The organism is Streptomyces albus subsp. albus, from assembly GCF_000725885.1.
GTDB lineage: Bacteria > Actinomycetota > Actinomycetes > Streptomycetales > Streptomycetaceae > Streptomyces > Streptomyces albus.
Map to the genome: position 1 here is coordinate 109525 of NZ_JODR01000008.1, position 15838 is coordinate 125362.

The 15838-nt window shown below is 71.4% G+C and carries 11 protein-coding genes; 4 read left to right on the forward strand and 7 right to left on the reverse strand.

The genetic code is table 11. The annotated features are described in order from the left end of the window. Nucleotides 1–25: 25 nt before the first annotated feature. The 4 genes from IO40_RS0109950 to IO40_RS0109965 form a co-directional block, all read right to left on the reverse strand. Nucleotides 26–931, reverse strand: coding sequence for a carbohydrate ABC transporter permease (locus tag IO40_RS0109950; protein ID WP_030408201.1), 906 nt, complete (start codon nucleotides 929–931; stop codon nucleotides 26–28). Next, entirely contained in the window at nucleotides 928–2292 is a 1365-nt protein-coding gene (locus IO40_RS0109955) for an ABC transporter substrate-binding protein (protein ID WP_016469872.1), read from the reverse strand. The genes IO40_RS0109950 and IO40_RS0109955 overlap by 4 nt, the downstream gene beginning before the upstream one ends. 131 nt (nucleotides 2293–2423) lie before the next feature. Beyond that, nucleotides 2424–3149: a response regulator gene (locus IO40_RS0109960; protein WP_016469873.1), complete on the reverse strand. Its 726-nt coding sequence runs from the start codon at nucleotides 3147–3149 to the stop codon at nucleotides 2424–2426. Then, nucleotides 3146–4717 (reverse strand): ATP-binding protein, encoded by a 1572-nt coding sequence (locus IO40_RS0109965; protein ID WP_106967407.1) that lies wholly within the window; start codon nucleotides 4715–4717, stop codon nucleotides 3146–3148. Before IO40_RS0109965 ends, IO40_RS0109960 begins: the two co-directional genes overlap by 4 nt. A gap of 245 nt (nucleotides 4718–4962) precedes the next feature. Between IO40_RS0109965 and IO40_RS0109970 the strand changes: the two genes are divergently transcribed. Beyond that, nucleotides 4963–6360, forward strand: coding sequence for a C4-dicarboxylate transporter DctA (locus IO40_RS0109970; RefSeq protein ID WP_016469875.1), 1398 nt, complete (start codon nucleotides 4963–4965; stop codon nucleotides 6358–6360). Between the two features lie 30 nt (nucleotides 6361–6390). On the opposite strand, the gene treS is transcribed toward IO40_RS0109970, so the two are convergent. The 3 genes from treS to IO40_RS0109985 all read right to left on the reverse strand — a co-directional run bounded on the left by treS (nucleotide 6391) and on the right by IO40_RS0109985 (nucleotide 11890). After that, the gene (treS, locus tag IO40_RS0109975) at nucleotides 6391–8100 is read right to left on the reverse strand and encodes a maltose alpha-D-glucosyltransferase (protein WP_031175282.1); all 1710 of its coding nucleotides are present in this window, start codon (nucleotides 8098–8100) and stop codon (nucleotides 6391–6393) included. A gap of 270 nt (nucleotides 8101–8370) precedes the next feature. Continuing rightward, nucleotides 8371–9969 (reverse strand): M4 family metallopeptidase, encoded by a 1599-nt coding sequence (locus IO40_RS0109980; protein WP_031175283.1) that lies wholly within the window; start codon nucleotides 9967–9969, stop codon nucleotides 8371–8373. 616 nt (nucleotides 9970–10585) lie between these two features. Beyond that, nucleotides 10586–11890, reverse strand: a complete 1305-nt coding sequence (locus IO40_RS0109985; protein ID WP_031175284.1) for an MFS transporter — start codon at nucleotides 11888–11890, stop codon at nucleotides 10586–10588. Nucleotides 11891–12121: 231 nt separating this feature from the next. On the opposite strand from IO40_RS0109985, the gene IO40_RS0109990 reads away from it, so the two are divergent. The 3 genes from IO40_RS0109990 (at nucleotide 12122) to IO40_RS0110000 (ending at nucleotide 15795) form a co-directional block, all read left to right on the forward strand. Further along, a complete protein-coding gene (locus IO40_RS0109990; RefSeq protein WP_016469879.1) occupies nucleotides 12122–13384 on the forward strand; it encodes a L,D-transpeptidase in 1263 nt (420 codons plus the stop codon). A gap of 299 nt (nucleotides 13385–13683) precedes the next feature. Then, nucleotides 13684–14937, forward strand: coding sequence for a L,D-transpeptidase (locus tag IO40_RS0109995; RefSeq protein ID WP_016469880.1), 1254 nt, complete (start codon nucleotides 13684–13686; stop codon nucleotides 14935–14937). A gap of 66 nt (nucleotides 14938–15003) precedes the next feature. Continuing rightward, the gene (locus IO40_RS0110000; protein WP_016469881.1) at nucleotides 15004–15795 is read left to right on the forward strand and encodes an enoyl-CoA hydratase/isomerase family protein; all 792 of its coding nucleotides are present in this window, start codon (nucleotides 15004–15006) and stop codon (nucleotides 15793–15795) included. The last annotated feature ends 43 nt before the right edge of the window (nucleotides 15796–15838 follow it).

Here is a 15838-nt window from a genome sequence, read left to right on the forward strand (position 1 = left end):
GCCGGGCACCGGCCCGCGCCCGCCGTCACGGCCGCGTCTCCTCGCGCAGCAGCCGCAGATAGACGAGCGAGAACAGCGCGCCGACCACGAGCAGCAGCAGGGCCACCGCCGTCCCGTAGCCGATCAGGGACTTGGTGAACGCCTGGTCGTACATGAACACCGGCAGTGTCTCGCTGCGGTGGGCCGGACCGCCCTTGGTCATGGCCCAGATCAGCCCGAAGACGGACAGCGTCTGCAGGGTGTTGAGCATCAGATTGGTGCCGATGGAGCGGCGGATCATCGGCAGGGTGATGTGCCACAGCCGCTGCCGGCCGCTCGCGCCGTCCACCTGCGCCGACTCGGTGACCTCCCGCGGGATCTGGTCGAGGGCCGCGGAGTAGACAAGCATCGAGAAGGCCGTGCCCCGCCACACGTTGGCGAAGGAGACGGCCAGGACCGGCAGGGTGAACAGCCAGTTCTGGCCGGGCAGTCCCAGCGCTCCCAGCACCGCGTTGAGCTGCCCCTCCTTGTGGAAGAACGTGTACAGCAGGAAACCCGCCACGATCTCCGGCAGCACCCAGGCGCAGATCACCACGGCGCCCGCAACGGTCCGCACCGTCTTCGAGGCGCGCCGCATCAGCGCGGCCAGGGCCAGCCCGAGGGTGTTCTGGCCCAGCAGCGAGGACAGCACGGTGAACACCAGCGTGAGGACGACCGCGTTGCGGAAGGCGGGGTCGCCGAAGGCGCGGGTGAAGTTCTCCACCCCCACGAACGACGCCGAGGCCTGGCCGGTGAGCCGCATGTCCGTGAAGGCGACGGCCACGCAGTAGGCGATCGGCCCGACGAGGAAGAGCAGCAGCAAGGCGGTGGCCGGGGCCAGCGGCAGCCGGCGCAGCACCCGTGTGGTGCGCCGCCGCCCGCGGGGCACGGCCGCCGCGGCCGGGCCCGTCATCGGGTGACGGTGGCGCCGTCGGTGATGCCCTCCAACTGATCGTCGTACGCCGCCGCGGCCTCCCGCGGGGAGGCGCTGCCGGTCGCCACCGACTCGGTGGCCTCGGTGATCGCCGTGGACACCTGCGGATAGACGGGCAGCGCGGGCCGGTAGTGGGTGGTGGGGACCCGGTCGGTGAAGAACTTGATGCCCGGCATCGACCGCAGATAGCGCGGATCGGTGGCCACGTCCTGCCGCACGGCGACCTGGGAGCCGCGTACGCACCACTCCACCGCGTTGCGCTTGCTCTGCAGGACGCGGATCATCTTCCAGGCCAGCTCGGGGTTGCGGGACTTGGCCGGGATCGACCACGTCCAGCCGCCCGACATGCTGACCTCGCCCGGCGCCTGCCCGTGCTGGGTCGGCATCGGGGCGCGGCCCATCGTCCGCCGCCACTGGGGCCACGGTTTGCTGCCGCTGGTGTCGATCCAGTGCTGGCTCAGCCACGAGCCGTCCAGCGCGATGGCCAGCTTGCCCTGCGGCAGCAGCTGGGTGGCCACGTCGGTGGTCACGTTGGGGTCCACGACCTGGGACTCGTCCGGGCCCAGCTTGTCGCGGCGGACCGTGGCCAGGAACTCCAGACTGTCCCGGAAGCCCTTGCCGCCCTTGACCCACTTCTTGGCCTTCGGGTCGTAGAGGGGGTCCTTGCCGGTGCCGTACAGCAGCATCTCGAAGCCCTGCATGGCCGTCGCCTCGCCGGCGCCCTTGCCCGCGTAGACGTTCAGCGGGACGACGCCGGGGAGCTTCTTCTTGAGGGTGCGCGCCGTGCTGAGCACCTCTTTCCAGGAGCGCGGCTTCCAGTCCTGTGGCAGCCCGGCCTTGGCGAAGAGTTTCTTGTTGAACCACAGGGCGCGGGTGTCGGTGCCGTCCGGAATGCCGTAGACCTTGCCGTCCGCGCCGCCGGCCGCGCGTTTGGCGGCCGGCTCGAACTGCTTCCAGTCGTCCCAGGAGGCCACGAAGTCGTCCAGGGGCCGCAGATAGCCGCTCTCGATGTCGGAGTTGATGAGGAAGGTGTCCTCGTAGACCAGGTCGGGGGCGGTCTTCGGCGACCGCATCATCTGCTGGATCTTGGTGTAGTAGTCCTGCTGGGGCGCCTGGACGGGCACCAGTTTCACCTTCTTGCCCGGGTACTTCTTCTCGAACCGCCCGGCGACCGACTTGAGGTAGTCGTCGCGGAAGGTCACCTTGCTGTCGGTCTCCTTGTGGAAGGCGATCCGCACGGTGTCGCGGTCTGACGCACCGCCGCCACCGCCGCAGGCGGTGAGCGTTCCGGCGGCCAGGGCTGCGGCGCACACGAGGACCGGCGAAGCGGTGGGACGCACGGCATCCTCCTCCAACCAGGCGGTGCTCCGTACGGTGACGCCGCCGCGCCGTGGCGGTCAATATCCGTGACAGCACCGGTGGTCGGCCCGCGGCGGGCGCTCACGGCGTGCACCCGGAGTGCGCGTCCCGCTCAGCACCCCTCGGGGGCGGTGCCGGGGCGCGGCCGGCCGCCGCCGCGCCACCGGTAGTGGTGCTCGGGGCGTCCCACCTGCCCGTAGCGCTGGTGCCGGTCGGCGTGGCCCGTCGCCACGAGGTGCTCCAGATAGCGGCGCGCGGTGATGCGGTTGACGCCCAGGGCCGTCGCCGCCTCGCTGGCCGTCAGCCCCTCCTCGGCCGCCGCCCGCAGCCGCGCCGTCACCCGGCCGAGCGTGGGGGCGCTGAGCCCCTTGGGCAGCGCGGAGGAGGCGGGGGCCGCACGCAGCACCGACAGCGCCCGGTCCACCTCGTCCTGGCTGACCGCCTCCCCGCGCTCCTCGGCCGTCGTACGGAAATCCGCATACCGCAGCAGCCGGTCGCTGAGCGTGCGGAAGGTGAACGGTTTCAGCACGTGCTGGACGACACCGAGGGAGACCCCCTCCCGGATGACGGCCAGATCGCGGGCCGAGGTCACCGCGAACACGTCCTCCGCATGGCCGGCGGCCCGCAGCGAGCGCAGCAGCTCCAGCCCGTTGCCGTCGGGCAGGTACAGGTCCAGGAGGATCAGGTCCACCGGTCCGTCCTCCTCCAGGGCGCGCAGCGCCGCCGCCCGGGAGTGCGCCGTGGCCGCCACCTCGAACCCGGGCACCCGGGAGACGTAGAGGGCGTGGGCGTCGGCCGCCACCGGATCGTCCTCCACCACGAGCACCCGGAACGTCATGGCCGCACCGCCCGGCCGGGCAGGGGCAGCCGTACGGTGAACTCCGCGCCGCCGCCCGGCAGATCGCGGGCCTGGGCCTGACCGCCGTGGCGGCCGGCCGTCTGCCGCACCAGGGCCAGGCCGATGCCGCCGCCGTCCCGCTTGGTGGACCAGCCGCGCCGGAAGAGGGTCTCCCCGTCCTCCGCCTGCGGCGGCAGCCCCGGGCCGTTGTCGGCCACCCGCACCAGCAGCCCCGGCCGCGGGGTGCCGACGTGGTGGACGGTGACGGTGACCCGCGGCGCGGCGGGTGCGGGCTCCTTGGCGCGGACCGCTTCGAGGGCGTTGTCCACGAGGTTGCCCACGATCGTCACCAGGTCCCGGGGCGGGATGCCGTGGGTGTCGTCCAGCCGGCTGTCCTCGGACAGGGACAGCTCGACGCCACGTTCGCTCGCCTGCGCGGCCTTGCCCAGCAGCAGGGCGGCCAGTACGGGCTCCCGCACGGCGCTGACCACCCGGTCGGTGAGCGCCTGGGCCAGCTCCAGCTCCTCGGTGGCGAAGCGCACGGCGTCCTCGGTGCGGCCCAGTTCGATGAGGGAGACGACGGTGTGCAGCCGGTTGGCCGCCTCGTGGGCCTGGGAGCGCAGCGCCTCGGCGAACCCCCGCACGGAGTCCAGCTCGCCCGCGAGGGCCCGCAGTTCGGTGTGGTCCCGCAGGGTCACCACGGCGCCGCGCCCCGGCACGGGCGAGCTGTTGACCACGATCACCCGCTCGTCGGTCAGATGGACCTCGTCCACCCGCGGCGCCGCACCGGAGAGGGCTTCCGTCAGCTCGCGGGGCAGCCCCAGGCCGGTGACCGGCCGGCCCACGGGGTCCGCCGTCGCGGCCAGGCCCAGCAGTTCCCGGGCCCCGTCGTTGGCGAGCGCCACCCTGCCCCGCCCGTCGAGCAGCAGGAGGCCCTCCCGTACGGCGTGCAGCGTCGCCTGGTGGTAGTCGTACATGCGGCTCAGCTCGGCCGCGTTCATGCCGTGGGTGTGGCGGCGCAGCCGTGCGTTGATCACGTAGGTGCCGATCCCGCCGACGGCGAGGGCGGCGCCGGCGACGGCCAGCAGTGCGGTCAGCTGCTCGCGGACCTGTTCGCCGATGGTTTCCACGGCGATGCCCGCGCTCACCAGCCCGATGATGCGGCTGTGCGGTCCGGCTTCGCGTACGGGGGTGACGACCCGCACCGACGGGCCGAGGGTGCCGGTGTAGGTCTCGTCGAAGGTGCGGCCTTCGAGGGCGGGGCCGATGTGGCCGACGAAGCGCTCCCCGATCCGGTCGGGGTCCGGGTGGGTCCACCGCCTGCCGTCCGTGTCCATGATCGTCACGAAGGTGACGCCCGTGTCGCGCCGTACCCGCTCCGCGTACGGCTGGAGCCGGCGGGTGGGGTCCGCTGAGGCGATGGCCTCCCGCACGGAGGGGGAATCGGCCACCGCCTGCGTGGTCGCCCGGGCACGGTGCGTGGCGGCGTCCCTGGCCTGCGACTTCCCCGACAGGTAGGCGAACAGGGCGCAGCCGGCGACGACGGCCGCCACCAGCACCACCTGCATGGCGAAAAGCTGCCCCGCCAGGCTGCGCGGGCGGGACCGCACTTTGGAGGTCGGAAGGGGGACGCGCACCCCCACAGTCTGCCGTGGCCGATTTCGTGCACGTAATGCACGTAAGGGTGACGCCCGTCGCACCGTGGTGCATAGTCACCGGGACTCAACACGATCGAAATTCCCGATGAACGTTTCCGGCACGGACCGTCACACGGGAACGACGTGACATGACCCAGCAAAGAGGAGCCGCCGACGTGTCGAAGAAGACACCGCAGCAGGCCGCAGCGGCGACTGCGCCTGACGGACCACGGGTGAAGCGGGACCGCACCCACTACCTCTACATCGCGGTGATCGCCGCGGTGGTGCTGGGCGTGATCCTCGGTCTGACGGCACCCGGTGTGGCCACCGAGCTCAAGCCGCTCGGCGAGGGCTTCGTCAACCTCATCAAGATGATGATCTCGCCGATCATCTTCTGCACGATCGTGCTCGGCATCGGTTCGGTCCGCAAGGCGGCGAAGGTCGGCGCCGTCGGCGGACTGGCGCTCGCCTACTTCCTGACCATGTCGCTGGTCGCGCTCGCCATCGGCCTGGTGGTCGGCAACGTGCTGGAGCCCGGCCACGGACTGCACCTGACCGAGGCGGCACGTGACGCGGGCGCCTCGCAGGCCAAGGGCGGCGAGGGCATGACCGACTTCCTGCTCGGCATGATCCCCACCACCATGGTCTCCGCCTTCACCGAGGGCGAGGTCCTCCAGACGCTGCTGATCGCGCTCCTCGTCGGCTTCGCCCTCCAGGCCATGGGCAAGGCCGGGGAGCCGGTGCTGCGCGGCATCGGGCACATCCAGAAGCTGGTCTTCCGGGTGCTGGCGATGGTCATGTGGGCCGCCCCGATCGGTGCGTTCGGCGCCATGGCCGCGGTGGTCGGCGAGACGGGTGTGGACGCCCTCAAGTCGCTGGCCGTCATCATGATCGGCTTCTACGTCACCTGTGTGCTGTTCGTCTTCGTCGTCCTCGGCCTGATCCTGCGGCTGGTCGCCGGGGTCAACATCTTCGCCCTGCTCAAGTACCTGGGCCGGGAGTTCCTGCTGATCCTGTCCACGTCCTCGTCCGAGTCGGCGCTGCCGCGGCTGATCGCCAAGATGGAGCACCTGGGCGTCAGCCGGCCCGTCGTCGGCATCACGGTGCCCACCGGGTACTCCTTCAACCTCGACGGCACGATGATCTATCTGACGATGGCCTCGATCTTCGTCGCCGAGGCCATGGGCGACCCGCTCAGCATCGGCCAGCAGATCTCGCTGCTCGTCTTCATGTTCATCGCCTCCAAGGGCGCCGCCGGGGTCACCGGCGCCGGTCTGGCCACCCTCGCGGGCGGTCTCCAGTCGCACCGCCCGGAGCTGGTGGACGGTGTCGGCCTCATCGTCGGTATCGACCGCTTCATGAGCGAGGCGCGGGCGCTGACCAACTTCGCCGGCAACGCGGTGGCCACCGTGCTGGTGGGCACCTGGACGAAGGAGATCGACAAGGCGCGGGTCGGTGAGGTCCTCGCCGGGCACCTGCCCTTCGACGAGCGCACGCTGGCCACGGAGCACGGCGAGGAGTCCGGCGAGGAGCTGCCGGCGCAGGCCCGCCCCCAGGTGGAGGCGAAGGTCTGAGCCGGTCGCGGTGAGTCGGCCGCGGGCGGGTCAGGGCTTCGTGAGCCGGAACCAGTAGAAGCCGTGGCCCGCCAGGGTGAGCGGGTAGGGCAGGGCGCCGACGGGCGGGAACCGCACCCCGCCGATCAGTTCGACCGGCACCCTGCCCTCCCATTCGCGCAGGTCCAGCTCGGTGGGCTGGGGGAAGCGCGAGAAGTTGTGCACGCACAGCACCAGGTCGTCCCCGCCCTCCGGCAGCCGCACCTCGCGCAGGAAGGCCAGGACGGCGTGGTTGGAGGAGGACAGCTCCTCGTAGGAGCCGAGCCCGAAGGCGGGGTTCTGCTTGCGGACCTGGATGACGTGCCGGGTCCAGTGCAGCAGGGAGCTGGGCGATCTCATCGCCGCCTCCACATTGGTGACCTGGTAGCCGTGGACGGGGTCCATGACGGCGGGCAGGAACAGCCGCCCCGGGTCGCAGGAGGAGAAGCCCGCGTTGCGGTCGGGCGTCCACTGCATCGGGGTGCGCACGGCGTCCCGGTCGCCCAGCCAGATGTTGTCGCCCATCCCGATCTCGTCGCCGTAGTAGAGGATCGGTGAGCCGGGCAGGGACAGCAGCAGGGCGGTGAACAGCTCGATCTGTTTGCGGTCGTTGTCCAGCAGCGGGGCGAGCCGTCGTCTGATGCCGAGGTTGGCGCGCATCCGCGGGTCCTTGGCGTACTCCGCGTACATGTAGTCGCGTTCCTCGTCGGTGACCATCTCCAGCGTCAGCTCGTCGTGGTTGCGCAGGAAGATGCCCCACTGGCAGCCGGCGGGGATGGGCGGGGTCTTGGCGAGGATCTCGGAGACCGGGTAGCGGGACTCCCGCCTGACGGCCATGAAGATGCGCGGCATGACGGGGAAGTGGAACGCCATGTGGCACTCGTCGCCCCCCTTCGCGTAGTCCCCGAAGTAGTCGACGACGTCCTCGGGCCACTGGTTGGCCTCGGCCAGCAGCACGGTGTCGGGGTAGTGGGCGTCGACCATCCGGCGCACCCTCTTGAGGAAGGCGTGCGACTGCGGGAGGTTCTCGCAGCTGGTGCCCTCCTCGGCGTAGAGGTAGGGCACCGCGTCCAGCCGGAATCCGTCGATGCCCAGGTCCAGCCAGAACCGCAGGCCCGAGAGCATCTCGTCCTGGACCCGGGGGTTGTCGTAGTTGAGGTCGGGCTGGTGCGAGAAGAAGCGGTGCCAGTAGTACTGCTTGCGCACCGGGTCGAAGGTCCAGTTGGAGACCTCCGTGTCCACGAAGATGATCCGCGCGTCCTCGTACTGCTTGTCGTCGTCGGCCCAGATGTAGTAGTCGCCGTAGGGGCCCTGCGGATCGCGCCGGGACTCCTGGAACCACGGGTGCTGGTCGCTGGTGTGGTTCATGACGAAGTCGATGATCACCCGCATGCCGCGCCGGTGCGCGGCGTCCACGAACTCGACGAAGTCCGCCAGGTCGCCGAACTCCGGCTGCACCGAGGTGTAGTCGGCCACGTCGTAGCCGCCGTCCTTGAGCGGCGAGGTGAAGAACGGGGGCAGCCACAGGCAGTCGACGCCGAGCCACTGGAGGTAGTCCAGCCTCGATGTGAGCCCTTTCAGATCGCCGATGCCGTCCCCGTCGCTGTCCTGGAAGGAGCGGACGAGCACTTCGTAGAAGACCGCGCGCTTGAACCAGTGCGGATCGCGGTCCTTGGCGGGTGTGTCCTCGAACATGTCGGGGACGGGCTCATTGACGATCATGAGTGGAGTTGTCCCTGCCCCAGTGGTAGTTCTCTCCGGTGCGCTCCCGCACACCGGGAACGCCGCTGAACCGCTCATCTGAGCGGCGCGGGGTCCGGATGCTGCGAGATGCGTCCTGTCCAACGACACCGTGGCCTCACGGGTGTGGTGTGCACCCGGGCGGGCCGGGCCCGCACCGGCAGGCGGAGGCGGCGGCGGAGGAGAGGGCGCAGACGGAAGGGCCCCGCCCCCCGGAGGGACGGGGCCCGTGCACCGCTGGGCGGGACCGGCTCAGCCGGTGACGTTCACCGCGGTCCAGGCCGCCTCGACGGTCTTGACCTCGGCGCTGTCGGCGCCGTACAGGTCGGTGGCGGCGGCGACCGTGGCACGCCGCGCGTCGGCGTAGTCCGTGGTCGAGGTCATCTGCTCGGTCAGCGCCTTGAACCAGATCTTCTCGGCCTTCTCGATGCCGATCCCGTCCACCGTGGAGCCGTCCTTGGTGGGCGAGTTGTACTTCACGCCGTTCACCTCGCGCTCCCCGCTGCCGACCGACAGCAGGAAGAAGAAGTGGTTGGCGATGCCGGAGGAGTAGTGCACGTCCACGTCACCGGCGTCGGCCGACCAGTAGTCCAGCGAGGTGCCGTCCTTGCTGGGCTCGTCCATGTAGCGCAGCGGGGTGCCGTCGCCGTTGATGTCGATCTTCTCGCCGACGAGGTAGTCCGGCACGTCCTCGGGGCTGTTGGCGTGGAACTCGACCGCCGCGGCGAAGATGTCGGAGGTCGCCTCGTTCAGGCCGCCCGACTCACCCGCGTAGATCAGGTCGGCGGTCGTCGAGGTGACGCCGTGGGACATCTCGTGCGCGGCGACGTCCAGCGCGGTCAGCGGCTTCTTGTTGCCCTCGCCGTCGCCGTAGGTCATGCAGAAGCAGGAGTCGTCCCAGAAGGCGTTGACGTAGTTGTTGCCGTAGTGGACCCGGCTCAGCGCCCCCTTGCCGTCGCCCGCGATGCCCTCGCGGCCGTGCACCTCCTTGTAGTAGTCCCAGGTCTGGCCCGCGCCGTAGTGGGCGTCCACGCCTGCGGTCGCCGGGTCACCTGCGGTCCCGTCGCCCCAGGTGTCGTCCTCGTCGGTGAACAGCTCGCCCTCGCCGCTGCTGCCGTTCTTGAGGTCGGTCGTGCGGTTCCCGCCGCGGGCCTCGTCGGTCATCGTGAACTTGCCGGACGAGCCCGAGGTGCCGATCTCGACCTTGCCGCTGTACTGGCTGTTGCCGGTGCCCTCCTTGATGCCCTGGAACTCGAAGAGCTTCTTGCCGGTCTTCGCGTCGGTGATGACGTGGAGTTCGTTGGGCGCGCCGGACTTCTGGACGCCGCCGATCACGGTCTCCCACGCCAGTACGGGCTTGCCCTCGGCGGCCCACACCACCTTGCGGGGCGCCTTGCTGCCCTTCGCCGCGGCGGCGGCCGGCTTGTGGGCGGCCGGTGCGTCGGTCTTCACCGCGATCTTCGCGGAGGTGGCCTTGGTGGTGCCGGTGCGCTTGCCGCTCGCCGACTTGTGGACGATCAGGTCGCCGCCGAGGACGGGCAGCCCGTCGTAGCTGCGCTCGTAACGGACGTGTGTGGACCCGTCCTTGTTCTTGATGACGTCCTTGACGTGGAGCTTCTCCTTGGCGCCGAGGCCCAGGGCGCGGGCGTCGGCGGACTTGGCGGCATCCGTGTCCGCGGACTCGACCAGCCGGCTGTGCTGGGCCGCGGACAGCTTCGCGGGCAGCGCGCCGTCGGCGGCACCCGCCGAACCGGTGTCGGCGCCCGCGGTTCCCGCGGTGACACCCGCCGCCACCAGGGCCGCGGTGGCGGCCAGGGCGGACATCCGCTGCTTCGAGGTGAGGGGTCTCACGTCAATGGCTCCTTCTGCCGTGGGGGCCGGACGGCATGGGTGAGCAGCCGTCCGGGCAGAACCGGGGTGCGGCGAAGATCGGATGTTCCGCCGCCCCTGCGGTCGGCAGCCTGCCATCATGTGCATGTACATGTCACCGGTGCGTCATTCTCTGCCCATGGTTTGGCCGAATTCTTGTTCGTTACTACGAACCCGCCGTGCACATACCGGACGTCCGGCCGACGGGCCCGCGCGGCGCGCTTCCTGGGCCGCGGCACCCTGGACCGGCGCCGGGTGGGCCGCCCTCCGCTCAGGCGGCGGCCTCGGCCCGGAACCCCGGACAGGACAGCCGGCCGGAACCGGGCCGCCCCACCACGCCCACCAGCAGGCCCGTCCCCGGCGCGGTCCGTCTCTCGCATCCGCCCGCGGCCCCGCGGCGTCCGGCTCTTCCGCGGTGGTGCGGTGCCGCTCCACGCACCGTGCGGCGACCGCGCTTCGCACCGCCCTCATGACGACTGGCCACGTCCGTGCCCGCGAGGTCCTGCCGCCCTGAGCCGGACGCCCGCGCCCCCCCCGGAGCCGGACGGCGGTCTGCCGGTGAGCCGGTGAGCCGGGTGGCGGGCTCGAGGCGGCTCGTTCAGCCCTTGACGTCCGTGACCCGGCCGCCGCGGTCGTCATGGTCGTCGCGGCCTGTCGGGGTGCCGGCCCGGGCCGGGGCGAGTCCCGGCGCCGTGACGGCGCGCAGGTTGCGGATCGCCGGTACCGACAGGAGGGCCGCGCCGATCCCCACCATGATGAAGCCGCCCGCCAGCAGCACCGTCCGGCCGCCCAGCAGTTGCGCCGCCGGGCCCGCCAGGGCCTGCCCGACCGGCATCATGGCCAGGGAACCGGCCACTTCGTAGGCGTGGATGCGGTTGAGGACGGCACCGGGCACCTGCGTCTGCACGCTGGTCGCCCACATGACGCTCCAGACGCCGCCGCCCAGCCCCCACACGGCCGCCGCCGTCATCATGGCCCACGGCGGCAGGCCCAGGCCGACGGCCGCCGGGAAGAAACAGCAGCCGAGCAGTGCCACCGAACCGGCGCGCAGCTGTCTCACCGGACGGAACCGCAGCGCCAGCAGGCCGCCCAGCGCGGTGCCGCCGCCCAGCGCCGAGTTGACCAGTCCGTAGACGCCAGGACCGTCGGACGGGATGATCTCCGAGGCCGTCAGCGGCACCAGCGGCCCGGACACCGTGACCATGTAGGCCATCCAGATGAGGATGACGCTCCACATCCAGGTCCGGGCCCGGAACTCCCGCCAGCCCTCCGCGAGATCGGCCCGGTAGCTGGCGCCCCGCACCACCGGGTGCGCGGGCGCGGGCAGCCGCAGCAGCGCCAGGCACAGCGCGCTCAGCGCGTAGGTGGCGGCGTGCGCGGCGAACACTCCGCCGGGGGAGAAGGCGCCCACCAGAGCGCCGGCCAGTGCCGGCCCCAGCAGCATCGCCAGTGACTCGGCCGTGCGTATCAGTCCGTTGGCGCCCTGCACGTCGGCGGCCACCCGCGGGATGGTGCTGGCCACCCCCGGCTGGAACAGCCCCGCGCAGATGCCGTTGACCGCGCCGATCGCGCACACCTGCCACAGCACCACGTGCCCGGTCAGGAAGAGCCCGGACATCACCGCCTGGGTGCAGACCCGCACCAGGTCCGAACCGATCATCAGGGCCCGGGTGTTGAACCGGTCGCAGAAGACGCCGCCGAAGATGACGAAGCCCGCGAGGAAGACCGTCAGTGACGCCAGGGCCGCCCCGATCGCGCCGGGGCCGTGGCCCTGCTGGATCAGACCGGCCGACAGGGCGATGGGCAGCATGGCGTCGCCCAGCTTGGCGACGGCGCGCCCGGTGAAGAACAGGGCGAAGTTACGGGAACGGAGAGAGGCCGCTGGGGCATCGGGAGAGGTCACGTCTGTCCAGTGTGGCCTCGCCCGGGGCGCCGGGCGACCCGTTTACGCCGCCCGGGCGTTTGGCGGACGGTGCCGGCTCCGCCGCGTCCGCCCGGTGGCCGAAGCTCGCTCGCTCGTGTGATCAGCAGGTGTCCCTGTCGCGGGCGTGTCGTTGGTCCCCACGTCCGCGGGCACACCGAAGCTCCCGGCAGCCGCGGGGCGGCTTCGGCGACAGACAGGAACGGGAAGGTCATGGAACGGGGCGCAGGGCGCGGGACGGCAGGGGGCGGCGGGGTGCGGGGCGCCGTGGGGACGGTGCGGTTTCTCGCGGCGGGGCTGGCACTGCTGTGTGCCGCAGCCGCCGGCTGCGGGGTCATGGACGACGCGAAGCCGCCCCAGGACGCCGTCCGGGTGACGCCGCGCGACGGTGCGCGGAACGTGTCCACAAACGCCCGCGTCCGGGTGTCCGTTCCCGAGGGCAGGCTCCGCAGTGTGCGGATGCAGCCCAAGGGGAAGGACGCGGGCCGGCCCGTCGCCGGCCGGTTCTCCGCCGACCGGCGCAGCTGGCGACCGCTGCCCCGCCGGGCGGCCGGATCGGCGGGGCAGCGGTACGAGAAGCCGCTCCAGCTGGCGACGACCTACGTCGTGGATGTGGTCGCCGTGGACGGTGAGGGCGATCGGGTGATCCGGCACGCGACCTTCTCCACCCGCACCCCGCCGCACCGCTTCGTCGGCTACTTCCGGCCCGAGCACAACCAGACGGTGGGCACCGCGATGATCGTCTCGCTGGAGTTCAGCCGCCCCGTCACCGACAGGGCGGCGGTCGAGCGGGCCATCGGCGTCACCGCGAGCCCGCAGGTGCCGGTGGCCGCGCACTGGTTCGGCCGCAGCCGTCTCGACTACCGGCCCCGCACCTTCTGGCGGCCCGGCACCCGGGTCACCCTCGATCTGCGGCTGCGGGATGTGCGCGGGGCGCCCGGCGTCTACGGCACGCAGCGCAAGAAGGTGCGGTTCACGGTCGGCCGGGACCAGCGCAGCGTCGTGGACGTGGGCCGCCGCACCCTGACGGTGGTGCGCGGGGGCCGGACCGTCGAACGGCTGCGGATCACCGCCGGTACGAAGAAGAACCCCACCTACAACGGTCACATGGTGATCAGCGAGAAGTTCCCCGAGACGCGGATGAACGGGGAGACCGTCGGGTTCGGCGGCGAGTACGACATCAAGGATGTGCCGCACGCGATGCGGCTGACCCGCAGCGGCACCTTCCTGCACGGCAACTACTGGGCGCCCAAGCGCATTTTCGGCGAGAAGAACACCAGCCACGGCTGCATCGGGCTGGCCGACAAGCGCGGCGGGGACGAGAAGTCGCCCGCCGGCCGGTTCTTCCGCGCCTCGCTGGTCGGGGACCTGGTGACCGTGCGCGGCTCCGGCGACCGGACGGTGCGGCCCGACAACGGGCTGGGCGGCTGGAACATGTCCTGGGAGTCGTGGCTGGCCGGCTCCGCCCTCCGGTGACCGCGCGTCCGCCGCATCGCGCCCGCCGCACCCGCACGGTGCGGGCCGGTACGGCGGGGCGGCACACTCCCAGCCCTCCTCGTGACCTACCCGAAACCGCGACCGAACGGTGACCGGACAGGCGTGTGACCTGTCACACCCATGTGGTTATCTAACACAGCGGATACGCGCCCTTGTCCGGCCGCCGTTCACGCTGCGGACGGTTTCCGGTCGTCGGCGCGTCCGCGTTCGGGGGCGCACACGGGTGCGCGCAGCCGTGTGAGGACGTAAGGGGTGGGACCGTCGTGGACCTGAGAGCCATGGCCAAGGACAAGCTGAAGTGGGACACGCTCCGCGGGGACGGCCGCGCCAAGGCCATAGGGGGCTCGGCCGCCGCCTTGGTGGTGCTGCTCGTCGTCCTGCTGCTCACGCTCGCCACCTGTCAGGGCGGCGGCGGATCGGGGGCCCGCGCCAAGGGCAAGGAGGACGAGCCGGCCAAGGGCCCGTCCGAGGCCGTCGTGCGCATCACACCGGAGGACGGCGCGGACGGGGTGCGCACCTCGGGCGCGCTGAAGGTCACCGCGGCCAAGGGGAAGCTCACCGAGGTGACCGTCAAGGACGCCAAGGACAACGAGGTCGAGGGCGCCCTCTTTGGCGGCGGGTCGGTGTGGCGTCCCGCCACGCACCTGGCCGCCGGGACGAAGTACACGGTGGACGCGGTGGCGAAGGACTCCGAGGGCCGGGCGTCCGCCAAGCACGCCTCGTTCACCACATTCGTGCCGCGCGACACCTTCGTCGCCTACTACACGCCCCATGGCGGCGATACGGTCGGCGCGGGCATGCCCGTCTCGGTCACCTTCAACCGCCCGGTCACCGACCGGAAGGCGGTGGAGAAGGCGATATCCGTCACGGCCGATCCGAAGGTCGAGGTGGCCGGTCACTGGTTCGGCGACCAGCGGCTGGACTTCCGCCCGGAGAAGTACTGGAAGTCCGGGACGAAGGTCACCCTCGATCTCAACCTCAGCGGTGTGGAGGGTGCCGAGGGGGTCTACGGGACCCAGCGCAAGAAGGCCGAGTTCACCATCGGCAGGCAGCAGGTCAGCGTGGTGGACGCGAAGAAGAAGACGATGACGGTCACCCGGGACGGCAAGCGGATCAAGACGATCCCGATCACCTCGGGCAGCCCCGCGACCCCCACCTACAACGGCAAGATGGTCATCAGCGAGAAGCTCCCGGTCACCCGGATGAACGGGGAGACCGTCGGCTTCGGCGGCGAGTACGACATCAAGGACGTGCCGCACGCGATGCGGCTGAGCACGTCGGGCACCTTCATCCACGGCAACTACTGGACGCCGAAACCGCAGTTCGGCCAGGTCAACGCCAGCCACGGCTGCGTGGGCCTGCACGATCTGCGCGGCGGCGGCGACAACGGGACGCCGGGCGCGTGGTTCTTCGAGAACTCGATGATCGGCGATGTGGTGGAGGTCAGGAACTCGCAGGACGAAACGATTCGGCCCGACAACGGCCTCAACGGCTGGAACATGTCCTGGGAGAAGTGGACGGCGCCGCAGTAGGACCCGCCGGCGATCCGGACCGGCCCGGCCGGTCGCAATCGCCGTAACGCCCGTTAACCTTCGGCCATGACGAATGACGAATCCAGCGGCGCCACCGCGCGCCTGGAAGTGGCCGACGGCGTCGGCACGATCCGGCTCGACCGGCCCAAGATGAACGCCCTGGACGTCGCCACCCAGGACCTGCTGGGCGAACTCGCCCGGGAGGCGGGGCGGCGCGAGGACGTACGGGCCGTGGTCCTCTACGGCGGCGAGAAGGTCTTCGCGGCCGGCGCCGACATCAAGGAGATGCGCGCCATGGACCACACCGCCATGGTGCTGCGCGCACGCGGACTCCAGGAGGCGTTCACCGCCGTCGCCCGCATCCCCAAGCCCGTCGTCGCGGCCGTCACCGGCTACGCGCTCGGCGGCGGCTGCGAGCTGGCGCTGTGCGCGGACGTTCGGTTCGCGGGCGAGGGTGCCAAGCTCGGGCAGCCGGAGATCCTGCTCGGGCTGATCCCCGGCGCGGGCGGCACCCAGCGCCTGTCCCGGCTGGTGGGCCCGGCCAAGGCGAAGGACCTGATCTTCACCGGGCGGACGGTGACCGCGGCCGAGGCCCGCGAGATCGGTCTGGTCGACCATGTGGTGCCGGACGCCGAGGTGTACGAGAAGGCGCACGCGTGGGCGGCCCGGCTGGCGCGCGGCCCCGCCCTGGCGCTGCGGGCCGCCAAGGAAGCGGTCGACTTCGGTCTGGAAACGGACATCGACACCGGCCTGGCGATCGAACGCAACTGGTTCGCGGGCCTGTTCGCGACCGAGGACCGCGAGATCGGCATGCGCAGCTTCGTCGAACAGGGGCCCGGCAAGGCCGAGTTCCGCTGAGCACTCCGGCGGCGGGGCGCGAGGCCCGCGCGGAGGGCGGGGT

Bases quoted from the DNA above. Each gene is read 5' to 3' on its own strand.
- IO40_RS0109950 (WP_030408201.1), bottom strand. From the start codon at position 931: ATGACGGGCCCGGCCGCGGCGGCCGTGCCCCGCGGGCGGCGGCGCACC.
- IO40_RS0109990 (WP_016469879.1), top strand. From the start codon at position 12,122: ATGGAACGGGGCGCAGGGCGCGGGACGGCAGGGGGCGGCGGGGTGCGG.
- IO40_RS0110000 (WP_016469881.1), top strand. From the start codon at position 15,004: ATGACGAATGACGAATCCAGCGGCGCCACCGCGCGCCTGGAAGTGGCC.
- IO40_RS0109965 (WP_106967407.1), bottom strand. From the start codon at position 4,717: ATGCAGGTGGTGCTGGTGGCGGCCGTCGTCGCCGGCTGCGCCCTGTTC.
- IO40_RS0109995 (WP_016469880.1), top strand. From the start codon at position 13,684: ATGGCCAAGGACAAGCTGAAGTGGGACACGCTCCGCGGGGACGGCCGC.
- treS (WP_031175282.1), bottom strand. From the start codon at position 8,100: ATGATCGTCAATGAGCCCGTCCCCGACATGTTCGAGGACACACCCGCC.
- IO40_RS0109960 (WP_016469873.1), bottom strand. From the start codon at position 3,149: ATGACGTTCCGGGTGCTCGTGGTGGAGGACGATCCGGTGGCGGCCGAC.